Source organism: Delftia sp. ASV31 (assembly GCF_016428765.1).
Classification (GTDB): domain Bacteria; phylum Pseudomonadota; class Gammaproteobacteria; order Burkholderiales; family Burkholderiaceae_C; genus Comamonas; species Comamonas acidovorans.
In genome coordinates, this window is sequence record NZ_JAELTK010000069.1 from 20,242 (window position 1) to 34,262 (window position 14,021).

Sequence of the window (14,021 nt, forward strand, 5' to 3'; positions counted from 1 at the left end):
GACTCAGGGCGCCGCAGGCGCGGGAGGCGCGGGCAGTGGCGCTGCCTGCGGGCCGCGCTCGCGGGCGGCATCGGCGGCGCGGGCCTTGCGCTCGGCAGCCTCTTTTTGCTTGGCCTCGAACTGGGCGCGGGCGGCAGTTCGCCGCTCCTGCTCCTGCGCAGACTGGCGCTGTTCGATCTGCGCCTGGCGATCACGCTGGTGGCTGGCCTGCTGGGCTGCGCGCTGCTGTGCGTCCTGGGCACGCTGGGCCCTGATGGCCTGGGTGTCGCGCTGGGCGGCCGGTGGCCGCTCCTTGGCTTGCATGGACGAGGCGGCCTTCTGCGCCTTCTTGGCCTCGATATCCTCAAGGCGCTGGGCGGCGCGCTCCTTGCGCTCCTCGTCGTTGATCTGCAGCTCGCGTTCGCGCAGCGGCTTGTCCTGCTCACGAGCCTCTTCGCGCGCCTGCCTGAGGCAGTCTTCCACGGCAAAGCGCTGGTAGCACTCGGACTCCAGGGCCGTGCGCCGCCTGTCGATGACGGCACGCTGGGCCGCGATCTCGGCGCGTGCGGCCTTGCGCTCGGCCTGGACCTGCTTTGCAGCCTGGGCGCGTTCCTGCCGCGCATCGGCATCGCTATCTGCGCCAGCCTCCGCGGCCATGGCCGGGCCGGCCAGCACAAGGCAGGCCAGCGCAGCGCTCAGGGGAGCGGGCAGTTTCTTCACAAGGGCGAAAGCAGAGGTAGGCAGTTTCAACATGTACAGGTCCGGCAAACGACGCCAGTGGCTGCGAACGGCCTCAGGTCAGGCTGGTATCCACCACACGGCGCTCCAGCGCCAGGAATTCCTTGGACTGCATCTCGTTCAAGCGCGATACGGTACGGGGGAACTCATGGGCCAGCGGGCCCTCAGTGTAAAGCTGCTCGGGCGGCACGGCAGCCGAGATGACCAGCTTGACCCTGCGGTCGTACAGCACGTCCACCAGCCAGGTGAAGCGACGCGCGGGCGATGCCATGTTGACCGGCATATAGGGCACGTCGGACAGCAGCACGGTGTGGAACTGGCTTGCGATCTCCAGGTAGTCGTTCTGCGAGCGCGGGCCGCCGCACAGCTCGCGGAAGTCGAACCAGACCACGCCACCGGCGCGGCGGCGCGCACGGATCTCGCGCGCCTCGATGTGCAGCACGGGGTCTTCGTCCTTGACTTCGGCCAGCTTGTCGAAGGTTTCGGTCATGGCCGCATCGGCCTCTGCACCCAGGGGCGTGTGATAGAGCCGGGCGTTTTCCAGCGTGCGGCGGCGGTAGTCCGTGCCGTTGTCCACGTTGACGACTTCCATGCGCTCGTTGAGCAGGTCGATGGCCGGCAGGATGCGGTCGCGGTGCAGGCCGCCCGGATACAGCTCGTCGGGCTTGAAGTTGGAGGTGGTGACAAAGCCCACGCCGTTGGCGAACAGCGAGACCAGCAGCCGGTGCAGGATCATCGCGTCCGTGATGTCGGCCACGTGGAATTCGTCGAAGCAGATCAGCTTGTACTTCTTGGAGATGCGCGCACCCAGCACGTCCAGCGGGTTCTGCGTGCCCTGCAGTACGGCGAGCTCGCGGTGGACCTCGCGCATGAATTCGTGGAAATGCAGGCGCACCTTGCGCCTGAGCGGCACGGCGTTGAAGAAGCAGTCCATGAGAAAGCTCTTGCCGCGCCCCACCCCGCCGTACATGTAGACGCCGCGGGGAATCTCGGGATGGTTGATGAGCTTCTTGAAGGCGTTGGAGCGGCGCTGGCGGTAGACCGCCCAGTCGTCGGCACAGCGCTGCAGCGCCTCGACGGCGCGCAACTGCGCAGGATCACTGTGAAAGCCCTTGGCTACCAGTTCGGCCTCGTAGGCCTCTCGCACTGAAACGCTCATGCAGCATCAACCATTTGCTATGTATTCAGAAGCTGAAAACGCTTGCAGGGCAAGCGCTTTCAGGTCTTTGGCTTGGGCTAGATGGCTAGCCTGGCACTCAGAAATTCAAAGTGCGCTTGTCGACGGCCAGTGCCGCTTCCTTGGTGGCCTCGGACAGCGAGGGGTGGGCATGGCAGATGCGGGCGATGTCTTCGCTCGATGCCTTGAACTCCATGGCGACCACGGCTTCGGAGATCAGTTCCGAGACCATGGGGCCGACCATGTGCACGCCCAGGATCTCGTCGGTCTCGGCATCGGCCAGGAACTTGACCATGCCCGTGGTGTCGCCCAGGGCGCGCGCACGGCCGTTGGCCAGGAAGGGGAAGGTGCCAGCCTTGTACTTGACGCCCTGCTCCTTCAGTTGCTGCTCGGTGCGGCCCACCCAGGCGATTTCGGGGCTGGTGTAGATCACCCAGGGAATGGTGCCGAAGTTCACATGGCCATGCTGGCCGGCAATGCGCTCGGCCACGGCCACGGCCTCTTCCTCGGCCTTGTGCGCCAGCATCGGGCCGCGCACCACGTCGCCCACGGCCCAGACGCCGGGCAGGCTGGTCTTGCAGTCGTCATCGACCACGACGCAGCCGCGCTCGTCCAGAGCCAGGCCCACGGCCTCGGCATTGAGGCCGGCCGTGTTGGCGGTGCGGCCGATGGAGATGATCAGCTTGTCGGCCTCCAGCGCCTGGGCTTCACCCTTGGCGTTGGTGTAGGCGATGGACACGCCCTTCTTGCCGCTCTTGATTTCGCCGATCTTCACGCCCAGCTCGATCTTCAGGCCCTGCTTGTCGAACGCCTTCTTGGCTTCCTTGGCGATCTGCTCGTCCACGGCAGACAGGAACTTGTCCATGCCTTCGAGCACGACCACTTCCGTGCCCAGGCGGCGCCAGACCGAACCCATTTCCAGGCCGATCACGCCGGCGCCGATCAGGGCCAGCTTCTTGGGGGCCTTGCCCAGGCGCAGGGCGCCGTCGTTGGACAGGATGTTCTCTTCATCGAAGGGCACGCCGGGCAGCGCGCGGGCGCTGGAGCCCGTGGCGACCACGATCTGCTTGCCCGTCAGCACTTCCTCTTCCTTGCCGGCAACCTTGATCTCGTAGCCGCCCTCGACCGCCTTGACGAACGAGCCACGGCCGTGGAAGAAGGTGACCTTGTTCTTCTTGAACAGGTACAGGATGCCGTCGTTGTTCTGCTTCACGACCGCATCCTTGCGGGCGATCATCTTGGCCACGTCCATCTCGACCTTGCCGGTGGAGATGCCATGGTCGGCAAAGTGCAGATTGGCGTGCTCGAAGTGCTCGGACGACTGCAGCAGGGCCTTGGAGGGAATGCAGCCCACGTTGGTGCAGGTGCCGCCCGGAGCGGCGCCGCCAGCGGCGTTCTTCCACTCGTCGATACAGGCCACGTTGAAGCCCAGTTGTGCGGCACGGATGGCGGCGATGTAGCCACCAGGGCCCGCGCCGATGACGATGACGTCGAATTGCTTGCTCATTTCAGGAATCTCTTGTCTGTGATGCATGAAAAAACCCACCGCAGGGCGCGCGGCCAAGGGTGGGTTTTCGTCGTGTCGAACCCTGTGGAATTACAGGTCGAACAGCAGGCGCGAAGGATCTTCCAGCGCGTCCTTCATTGCCACCAGGCCCAGCACGGCTTCGCGGCCGTCGATGATGCGGTGGTCATAGGACATGGCCAGATAGTTCATCGGGCGGACCACGACCTGGCCGTTCTCGACCATGGCGCGGTCCTTGGTGGCGTGCACGCCCAGGATGGCCGACTGGGGCGGGTTGATGATGGGGGTGGACATCATCGAGCCGAAGGTGCCGCCGTTGGAGATGGAGAAGGTGCCGCCGGTCATTTCTTCAATGCCCAGCTTGCCTTCGGCAGCCTTCTTGCCGAATTCGGCAATCTTCTTTTCGATGTCGGCGAAGCTCATCTGGTCTGCATTGCGCAGGATGGGCACCACCAGGCCACGGGGCGAACCCACGGCGATACCGATGTCGAAGTAGCCGTGGTAGACGATGTCGTTGCCGTCCACGGAAGCATTGAGCACGGGGTACTTCTTCAGGGCGTGCACTGCCGCCTTGACGAAGAAGGACATGAAGCCCAGCTTGGTGCCGTGTTCCTTGGTGAAGGCGTCCTGGAACTTCTTGCGCAGATCCATCACCGGGGCCATGTTCACTTCGTTGAACGTGGTCAGGATGGCGTTGGTGGACTGCGACTGCAGAAGGCGCTCGGCCACGCGGGCACGCAGGCGGCTCATGGGCACGCGCTGCTCGGGACGGCCGCTGAGGTCTTCCTTGGCAGCGGGAGCCGACACCTGGGGCAGCGCCTTGGTGGGCACGCCGGTGGGGATGACGGCAGCCGTGGACTGCACGCCGCCCTTGACGGCGGCCAGGGCGTCGCCCTTGGTCACGCGGCCATCCTTGCCGGAGCCAGCCACGTTGGCGGCCGACAGGTTGTTCTCGGCCAGCAGCTTGGCAGCGGCGGGCATGGCGACATCGCCCTTGCTGCCGCCAGTGGCAGCAGCAACGGCGGGAGCAGCAGCAGGCGCTGCGGCAGCGGGAGCGGCGGCTGCGGCAGGAGCGGCAGCGGCCACGCCGGCCACGCCTTCGGTGTCGATCTTGGCGATCAGCTGCTCGGCCACCACGGTGGCGCCGTCACCTTGCACGATCTCGGCCAGCACGCCAGCGGCGGGTGCGGGCACTTCGAGCACGACCTTGTCGGTTTCGATTTCGATGAGGATCTCATCGATTGCAACCGCTTCGCCGGCCTTCTTCTTCCAGGTCAGCATGGTGGCCTCAGCGATGGACTCGGACAGCTGGGGAACTTTGACTTCAACGATAGCCATTTGTGATTCTTTCCAAAAGTGTTCTGTACTGATACGTAGCGGGTGGGGGCTGCCTTACTTGTTCAGGACAAAACCCTTGAGCTTGGAGAACGCGCCTTCCACCAGGGCCTTTTGCTGCTCCTGGTGCAGGTGTGCGTAACCCACGGCGGGCGATGCCGAGGCAGCGCGGCCGGAGTAGCCCAGCTTCTGGCCATCGAGCATGTTCTCGTGGATGTAGTGCTGCACGAAGAACCAGGCGCCCTGGTTCTGCGGCTCGTCCTGGCACCAGACGATCTCGGTGGCGTTGCCGAACTTCTTGAGTTCAGCGGCGAAGGCCTTGTGCGGGAAGGGGTACAGCTGTTCGACGCGGATGATGGCGACGTCCTTGCTTTCCTTCTCGGCGCGCTTCTTGACCAGGTCGTAGTAGACCTTGCCCGAGCATGCGATCACGCGCTTGACCTTGGCCGCGTTCTTCACGACGGCTTCGTCCTGCTCGGGGATCACGGTCTGGAAACCACCGCTGGTGAACTCGGACAGCGGCGAGGTCGCATCCTTGTTACGCAGCAGCGACTTGGGCGTCATGATGACCAGCGGCTTGCGCAGCGGGCGCACCATCTGGCGACGCAGCACGTGGAAGATCTGGCTGGCCGTGGTGGGCTGCACGATCTGCATGTTGGCGTCGGCGGCCAGCTGCATGAAGCGCTCCAGGCGTGCCGAGCTGTGCTCGGGGCCCTGGCCTTCATAGCCGTGCGGCAGCATCAGCGTCAGGCCGTTGATGCGGCCCCACTTGACCTCACCGGAGGCGATGAACTGGTCGATCACCACCTGGGCGCCGTTGGCGAAGTCGCCGAACTGGGCTTCCCAGATCACCAGGGTGTTGGGATCGTTCGACGCGTAGCCGTACTCGAAGCCCAGCACGGCCTCTTCGGACAGGATGGAGTCGATGACGGTGAACGGAGCCTGGCTGTCGGCAACGTTCTGCAGCGGGATGTAGGTGCCTTCGCTCCACTTTTCACGCTTTTGGTCATGGATGACCGAGTGGCGGTGGGTGAAGGTGCCGCGGCCGCAGTCCTCGCCCGACAGGCGCACGGGGTAGCCCGATGCGACCAGCGATGCGAAGGCCATGTGCTCGCCCATGCCCCAGTCCACGTTGACATCGCCGCGGCCCATGGCTGCGCGGTCGTCATAGACCTTCTTGACCAGCGCGTGCGGGGTCACGGTCTCGGGGATGGTGGTGATGCGTTCGGCCAGGCGCTTCCATTCGGTCAGCGGGATGGCGGTGTCGCCGGCGTCGGTCCAGGTCTTGCCCAGGAACGGGCTCCAGTCCACGGCGTACTTGCTCTTGAAGTTCGTCAGCACCGGGTCCACGGTGTGGCGGCCTTCGTCCATGGCGGCACGGTAGGCCTTGGCCATGTCGTCGCCCAGCGTCTCACCCAGGCCTTGCGTGGCCAGCTTGTCGGCGTACAGCTTGCGGGTGCCGGGGTGGGCGCCGATCTTCTTGTACATCAGCGGCTGGGTCAGGGCAGGCGTGTCCTGCTCATTGTGGCCCAGCTTGCGGAAGCAGACGATGTCCACGACCACGTCCTTGGCAAACTCCATGCGGAATTCCAAGGCCAGCTGCACGGCCAGGGCCACGGCTTCCGGATCGTCACCGTTCACGTGCAGCACGGGCGACTCGATCATCTTGACGATGTCGGTGCAGTACAGGGTGGAGCGGGTGTCGCGCGGATCGGAGGTGGTGAAGCCGATCTGGTTGTTGATGATGATGTGCACCGTGCCGCCCGTGGTGTAGCCACGGGTCTGGGCCAGCGCCAGGGTTTCCTGGTTCACGCCCTGGCCGGCAAAGGCGGCATCGCCGTGCACCAGCACGGGCAGCACCTGCTTGCCATGCGGGTCGTCGCGGCGGTCCATGCGCGAACGCACCGAGCCTTCGACCACGGGGTTGACGATTTCCAGGTGCGAGGGGTTGAAGGCCAGCGACAGGTGGACGGGGCCGCCTGCGGTGGACACGTCGGAACTGAAGCCCTGGTGGTACTTCACGTCACCTGCGGGCAGGTCTTCGGGGGCAGTGTGGTCGAACTCGGCGAACAGGTCCTTGGGCATCTTGCCCAGGGTGTTGACCAGCACGTTCAGGCGGCCGCGGTGGGCCATGCCGATCACGACTTCCTGCACGCCCTTCTGGCCGGCAGCGTTGATCAGCTCGTCCATGGCGACGATGAAGCTTTCGCCACCTTCCAGCGAGAAGCGCTTTTGGCCGACGTACTTGGTGTGCAGGTAGCGTTCCAGGCCTTCGGCAGCCGTCAGGCGGTCGAGGATGCGCTTTTTCTGGTTGGCGTCAAAGCTGGGCTTGGTACGGCTGGTTTCCAGCTTTTGCTGCCACCAGCGCTTTTGCGTCTGGTCGGTGGCATACATGTACTCGGAGCCGATCGTGCCACAGTAGGTCTCGCGCAGAGCGTTCATCAGCTCGCGCAGCGACATGCTTTCCTTGCCGAAGAAGGTGTTGCTCGTGTTGAACACCGTTTCCTGGTCGGCATCGGTGAAGCCGTAGAACGACGGCTCCAGCTCGGGAATTTCGGGGCGCTCGGTGCGCTTGAGGGGATCGAGATCGGCCCAGCGTGCGCCGACGTTGCGGTAGGCGGCGATCAGTTGCTGGACGGCGGTGCGCTTGCGGCCCAGCTCGGAGTCGGCGCCGGAGGCCACGACCACCTTGGTGCCGCCTTGCTTGGCGCGCTCGGCGAAAGCGTTGATGACGGGCTGGTGCGGGACGTCCTTGGAGTCCGTGCCGTCGACTGCTGGCACATGTTGCAGTGCATCAAAGTACTCGCGCCAGGAATCCGGCACGCTACCGGGGTTGGCCAGGTAGTTCTCGTACATTTCTTCGACGTAGGGGGCATTGCCGCCGAAGAGGTAGGTATTGCCTTGGTAGGCTTGGTAGACCGACGTCTGATCGCTCATATTGCGCTGACCTCAGCCTCCCTGAAGGAGGCATTAGCTGGTTTGTGGAACCTTCCGCGACACGGCTGTACCGATTGGCGGATGCGACTGTGGCTGGGGAAGGGCCTGGTTGCGACCGCCATTGTGCCACCGTTCAAACATCGCAGCAGGGCAGTTACCAAGCGATTACCTGGACCCTCCGGGAGTTCCCGCAGTCGCGTACATTGGCGCATATTCCGAACGGACCGACAGATGAACCTGCTGCCCTTACACAAACGCACTTTCATGCTGCTGCTGATCGCGGCGACCATCGGCTTCGGTGCCGTGCTCTGGGAATTCATGGGGGCCATCTTCTGGGGCGTCGCCCTGGCCATCCTGTTCTCGCCGCTGCACCGGCGCCTGCTGGCACGCATGCCCCGGCGCACCAATCTCGCCGCCCTGTCCACCCTGCTGCTGTGCCTGGTCGTGGCCATCCTGCCGCTGGCGCTGATCGGCGCCTCCCTGGTGCGCGAGGCCTCGTTGATCTATGAGCGCGTCAACAGCGGCAACCTGGACGCGGGCACCTATCTGCAACAGATCATGGACGCCCTGCCCTCCTGGGTCACACCCTGGCTGGAGAGGTTGCACCTGGGTTCGCTGGCCGAGCTGCAGGACAAGCTGTCCAGCATCGCCATGCAGGCCTCCAAGCTGGCGGCCACCAAGGCGCTGGGCATAGGCCAGAACACGTTCGGCTTCCTGGTGGGCTTTTGCGTGATGCTGTACCTGCTGTTCTTCCTGCTGCGCGACGGCCGTGACCTGACCCAGCGCATCCGCATGGCCATTCCGCTGCAGGCCGACCACAAGGCCGAACTGTCGAGCAAGTTCACCACCGTGATCCGCGCCACCGTCAAGGGGAACCTGGCCGTGGCGGCCGCACAGGGCGCGCTGGGCGGGCTGATCTTCTGGATTCTGGGCATCCAGGGGCCCGTGCTGTGGGGCGTGGTGATGGCCTTCCTGTCGCTGCTGCCTGCCGTGGGCGCCGGCCTGATCTGGGCACCGGTGGCCATCTACTTCCTGGCTACCGGTGCCATGGGCAAGGGCCTGATCCTGATCGCCTACGGCGTGCTGGTGATCGGCCTGGTGGACAACGTGCTGCGCCCCTTGCTGGTGGGCAAGGACACGAAGATGCCCGACTACATCGTGCTGATCTCGACGCTGGGCGGCATGGCTCTCTTCGGACTGACGGGTTTTGTGATAGGCCCCGTGATCGCGGCCCTGTTCATGGCGATCTGGGACATGTTCTCGCGCATGCAAGTGCAGGATGAGGAAAAGCGCCGCCAACTTGCCCAGGCAGGTTTGGCGCATGCTGAATATCAGACATCGGATGATATGGACCTCAAGCAAGCACCGCACGATCCGCGCCCGCCGGCACGCTGAGCCTGCTCCGGCCCCTCCCTCTGGACGGGGCCGGAAATCCATTTCCAGGCATTCAATGGGTGCAAATGGATCGCATTCGCGCAATAGCCTGGATTCATCGAGCTCATTCATCCATTCAATGAATGGCGGATTGATATAAAACAAAATGTCCGAAGCCCTGAATCCAGATAATCATTTCAACTGATGATCCCGCCGGGCGGCGCCCCGGCGAGCCCCGCGCAGCAAGGCCTGGCGTGGAGCTTGCGCGCGAATGCCGCACAGGCCGACTCAGGATTAAGGGTTATTTCCCGGATTGATTCCGGGGTGCACTCGTAGAATTTGCTTACAAGCGTCAATTTCTATTAGAAGGTACCCCACATGGTCCAATTCTCCAGACGCCAGTTCATGAAAGTGACTGGTTCGACTCTGGCCGGATCCAGCCTGGCGTTGATGGGCTTCTCGCCCACTGCCGCCCTGGCTGAAGTGCGCCAGTTCAAGCTGGCCGCCACCACGGTCACCCGCCAGACCTGTACCTACTGCTCGGTAGGTTGCGGCATCCTGATGTATTCGCTGAGCGACGGCGCCAAGAACGCCAAGCTGTCGGTGATCCACGTCGAGGGCGATCCGGACCACCCCGTCAACCGCGGCACGCTGTGCCCCAAGGGCGCCTCGCTGCTGGACTTCGTCCACAGCCCGCACCGCCTGAAGTACCCCGAGTACCGCGCCCCCGGCTCCAACGAGTGGAAGCGCATGTCCTGGGACGAGGCGCTGACGCGCATCACCAAGCTGCTCAAGGACGATCGCGACGCGAACTTCGTCGAGCAAAACGACAAGGGCCAGACGGTGAACCGCTGGCTGACCACCGGCATGCTGGCCGCCTCGGCCTCCAGCAACGAAGCCGGTTACGTCACACACAAGGTTGCCCGTTCCTGGGGCCTGCTCGCACTCGATAACCAAGCACGTGTCTGACACGGCCCGACGGTGGCAGGTCTTGCCCCGACGTTTGGCCGTGGAGCGATGACGAACCATTGGGTCGACATCAAGAACGCGGACGTTATCCTGATCATGGGCGGCAATGCCGCTGAAGCACATCCCTGCGGTTTCAAGTGGGTGACCGAAGCGAAGGAGCACAACGGTGCGCACTTCATGGTGGTCGATCCGCGCTTCAACCGCTCCGCCTCCGTGGCCGATTTCTACGCCCCCATCCGGTCGGGCTCGGACATCGTGTTCCTGGGTGGCGTGATCAACTATCTGCTGACGAACGACAAGATCCATCACGAATACGTGAGGAACTACACCGACTTCTCGTACATCGTGAAGGAGGAGTTTGCGTTCGACGAAGGCATCTTCTCGGGCTACGACCCGCAGACACGCAAATACGACAAGTCCAGCTGGGACTATGAGCTCGACGCCGACGGCTACGTGAAGGTGGACGCCAGCCTGCAGCATCCGCGCTGCGTGTACCAATGGCTCAAGCGCCACTACGCCAGCTACACGCCCGAGAAGGTGGAGAGCGCCTGCGGCACGCCCAAGGAAAAATTCCTGCACGTGTGCGAGAAGCTGGCATCGACCGCCGTGCCGGGTCGCGTCGCGACCATCCTGTACGCACTGGGCTGGACACAGCACACCACGGGCGCGCAGATCCTGCGCACGGGCGCCATGGTCCAGCTGCTGCTGGGCAATATCGGCGTGGCCGGCGGCGGCATGAACGCGCTGCGCGGGCACTCCAACATCCAGGGCCTGACGGACCTGGGCATCCTGTCGGCCTCGCTGCCCGGCTACCTGACGCTGCCCAACGAAGGCGAGCAGGACTACCAGAAGTACATCGACGCGCGCACGCCCAAGGCCATGCGCCCGGGCCAGATGAACTACTGGTCGAACACGCCCAAGTTCCACGTGAGCCTGATGAAGGCCTGGTGGGGACCGGCGGCCACGGCCGAGAACAACTGGGCCTTCAACTACCTGCCCAAGCTGGACAGGCAGTACGACATGCTGCAGGTGTTCGACCTGATGGCGCAGGGCAAGATCAACGGCTACATCGCCCAGGGCTTCAACCCGCTGGCGGCCCTTGCGAACAGCAACAATGTGCGCGAAGGCCTCAAGAAGCTGAAGTTCCTGGTGATCATGGACCCGCTGGTCACCGAGACATCAGAGTTCTGGCAGAACCACGGCGAGTTCAACGACGTGGATCCGGCATCGATCCAGACCGAGGTGTTCCGCCTGCCCACGACCTGCTTTGCCGAGGAAGACGGCGCCGTCGTCAGTTCCTCGCGCGTGCTGCAGTGGCACTGGAAGGCGGCCGAGCCCCCCGGCGAGGCCAAGACCGACATCGCCATCATGTCGGCCCTGCACCTGCGCCTGAAGCAGGCCTATGAGAAGGACGGCGGCAAGTTCCCCGAGCCGATCACCAAGCTGTGGTGGCCCTATGCCCATGCCGATCATCCGACCTCGGAAGAGATCGCCAAGGAGTACAACGGCCGCGCGCTGGTGGACCTGTTCGACCCCAAGGACCCGACCAAGCTCATCCGCAAGGCCGGCGAGCAGCTGGCCGGCTTCGGCGAGATGCGCGACGACGGCACGACGATGGGCGGCTGCTGGATCTGGGCCGGCTGCTGGACCTCGTCCGGCAACCAGATGGCCCGGCGCGACAACAGCGACCCCACGGGCATAGGCAACACGCTGAACTGGGCCTGGGCCTGGCCGGCCAACCGCCGCGTGCTCTACAACCGCGCCTCCTGCGACCGCAACGGCCAGCCGTTCGATCCCAAGCGCACGCTGATCCGCTGGAACGGCAAGGCCTGGGGCGGTGCCGACGTGCCTGACATGGGCCCGACCATGCCGCCGGAGACCACCGATCCGTTCATCATGAACCCCGAGGGCGTGGCGCGCTTCTTCGCCCGCAAGGGCATGAACGAGGGACCGTTCCCCACCCACTACGAGGCCTTTGACAACCCGCTGGGATACAACCCCATGTACCCCGACAACAAGCTGGCGGTCATCAACCCGGCCACGCGCATCTTCGACTCCGTCAAGGATTCGGCGGGCTCGCCCAGCGAGTTCCCGCACGTGGGCACGACGTACCGCCTGACCGAGCACTTCCACTACTGGACCAAGCACGTTCAGCTGAACAACATCGTTCAGCCCGAGCAGTTCGTGGAAATCGGCGAGGCGCTGGCCAAGGAACTGGGCATCGAGACCGGCCAGCATGTGAAGGTCAGCTCCAAGCGCGGCTTCGTCAAGGCCGCCGCCGTGGTGACCAAGCGCATCAAGCCCATGAAGATCGATGGCAAGACCATCCACCACGTGGGCGTGCCCATTCACTGGGGCTTCTCGTCGACGGGCCGCAAGGGCTACATGGCCAACAACCTGACGGCATCGGTGGGCGATGGCAACAGCCTTACCCCGGAATCCAAGACCTTCCTCGTGAAGGTGGAAAAGGTTTAAGGAGCAGCTGATGTCATCAACCATGTCTCTCGATATCAAGCGTCGCTCGGCCACGACGACGCCTGCTCCCAGTGCGCGCGAAACGCACAGCGGCGAGGTGGCCAAGCTCATCGATGTCTCCAAGTGCATCGGGTGCAAGGCCTGCCAGACCGCCTGCATGGAGTGGAACGACCTGCGCGACGAAATCGGCACCTGCGCGGCCGGCGTCTATGACAACCCGACCGATCTGACCGATCAGTCGTGGACCGTCATGCGCTTTACCGAGTACGAGAACGAAGCGACCGGCAACCTGGAGTGGCTGATCCGCAAGGACGGCTGCATGCACTGCGAGGACCCGGGCTGCCTGAAGGCCTGCCCCTCGCCGGGCGCCATCGTGCAGTACAGCAACGGCATCGTGGACTTCCAGCAGGACCAGTGCGTGGGCTGCGGCTACTGCGTCACGGGCTGCCCGTTCAACATCCCGCGCATCTCCAAGAAGGACCACAAGGCCTACAAGTGCACGCTGTGCTCGGACCGCGTGGCCGTCGGCCGCGAGCCTGCCTGTGTCAAGACCTGCCCCACGGGCGCCATCATGTTTGGCACCAAGGAGGCGATGAAGGACCAGGCCGAGCACCGCATCGGCGACCTCAAGCGGCGCGGCTATGCCGAGGCGGGCCTCTATGACCCGCAAGGCGTGGGCGGCACCCATGTGATGTACGTGCTGCATCACGCGGACAAGCCTTCGCTGTACAAGGGCCTGCCCGACGACCCGAAGATCAGCCCCATGGTGTCCCTGTGGAAGGGCGTTGCCAAGCCGCTGGCCATGGCCGCGCTGGGCGCAGCTGCCGTCGGCAGCCTGTTCCACTACATCACCAAGGGCCCGAACGACGTGTCCAAGGAACTGGAAGACGAAATGGACCGCAAGGACCAGGAAGCCGCTGAAAAGGAGGCCCGCCGATGAAACGCAACCCACGTGACCTGGTGCGCTACAACGCATCGGAGCGTGCCAACCACTGGGTGGTCGGCATCTGCTTCATCCTGCTGGCGCTGTCGGGCCTGGCGTTCTTCCACCCGGCCTTCTTCCCGCTCACGCAGCTGTTCGGCGGCGGGCCGTGGACGCGCATCCTGCACCCCTACATCGGGGTGGTGATGGCGCTGTTCTTCATCATCATGGCGCTGCGCTTCTGGCGCCTGAACGTGGTCGAGCCGCGCGACATCGAGTGGCTCAAGAACGTCAACAAGATGATCGACGGCGACGACCACGACATGCCCGAGCAGGGCAAGTACAACGGCGGCCAGAAGCTGCTGTTCTGGGGCCTGGTCATAGGCATGCTGGCGATCACCGTGACCGGCGCGCTCATGTGGCGTGCCTGGTGGACGCTGCCCGTCAACGTGGTGCGCGCCGCCTCTGTGGTGCATGCCATTGCGGGCGTGTGGATGATCGGCCTGATCATCATGCACGTGTACGCGGCCATCTGGACCCGGGGCACCATCCGCGCCATGCTGTACGGCACGGTGACGCGGGCCTGGGCC

General features: G+C 64.4%; 9 protein-coding genes. 4 read left to right on the forward strand and 5 right to left on the reverse strand.

The genetic code is table 11. The annotated features are described in order from the left end of the window. Window positions 1–3: 3 nt before the first annotated feature. From JHD82_RS21515 to JHD82_RS21535, 5 genes are all read right to left on the reverse strand, one after another. Complete coding sequence (locus JHD82_RS21515; protein ID WP_199138663.1) at window positions 4–732, reverse strand: hypothetical protein; 729 nt, start codon at window positions 730–732, stop codon at window positions 4–6. A gap of 40 nt (window positions 733–772) precedes the next feature. Beyond that, window positions 773–1,876: a cell division protein ZapE gene (gene zapE / locus JHD82_RS21520; RefSeq protein WP_012205332.1), complete on the reverse strand. Its 1,104-nt coding sequence runs from the start codon at window positions 1,874–1,876 to the stop codon at window positions 773–775. A 97-nt stretch (window positions 1,877–1,973) separates the two neighbouring features. Continuing rightward, on the reverse strand, window positions 1,974–3,401 hold the full coding sequence (lpdA, locus tag JHD82_RS21525; RefSeq protein WP_013802658.1) for a dihydrolipoyl dehydrogenase: 1,428 nt from the start codon (window positions 3,399–3,401) through the stop codon (window positions 1,974–1,976). 90 nt (window positions 3,402–3,491) lie between these two features. Next, a complete protein-coding gene (gene odhB / locus JHD82_RS21530) occupies window positions 3,492–4,757 on the reverse strand; it encodes a 2-oxoglutarate dehydrogenase complex dihydrolipoyllysine-residue succinyltransferase (protein WP_199138664.1) in 1,266 nt (421 codons plus the stop codon). Between the two features lie 54 nt (window positions 4,758–4,811). Next, a complete protein-coding gene (locus JHD82_RS21535; protein ID WP_012205329.1) occupies window positions 4,812–7,691 on the reverse strand; it encodes a 2-oxoglutarate dehydrogenase E1 component in 2,880 nt (959 codons plus the stop codon). Between the two features lie 231 nt (window positions 7,692–7,922). Between JHD82_RS21535 and JHD82_RS21540 the strand changes: the two genes are divergently transcribed. The 4 genes from JHD82_RS21540 to JHD82_RS21555 form a co-directional block, all read left to right on the forward strand. Continuing rightward, on the forward strand, window positions 7,923–9,086 hold the full coding sequence (locus tag JHD82_RS21540; protein ID WP_012205328.1) for an AI-2E family transporter: 1,164 nt from the start codon (window positions 7,923–7,925) through the stop codon (window positions 9,084–9,086). A 357-nt stretch (window positions 9,087–9,443) separates the two neighbouring features. Then, window positions 9,444–12,509, forward strand: a complete 3,066-nt coding sequence (gene fdnG, locus JHD82_RS21545) for a formate dehydrogenase-N subunit alpha (protein WP_080518199.1) — start codon at window positions 9,444–9,446, stop codon at window positions 12,507–12,509. 10 nt (window positions 12,510–12,519) lie between these two features. Continuing rightward, complete coding sequence (gene fdxH / locus JHD82_RS21550) at window positions 12,520–13,449, forward strand: formate dehydrogenase subunit beta (RefSeq protein ID WP_012205325.1); 930 nt, start codon at window positions 12,520–12,522, stop codon at window positions 13,447–13,449. Beyond that, on the forward strand, window positions 13,446–14,021 hold a 576-nt coding region (locus JHD82_RS21555), incomplete at its 3' end, for a formate dehydrogenase subunit gamma (RefSeq protein WP_199138666.1). The genes fdxH and JHD82_RS21555, both read left to right, overlap by 4 nt.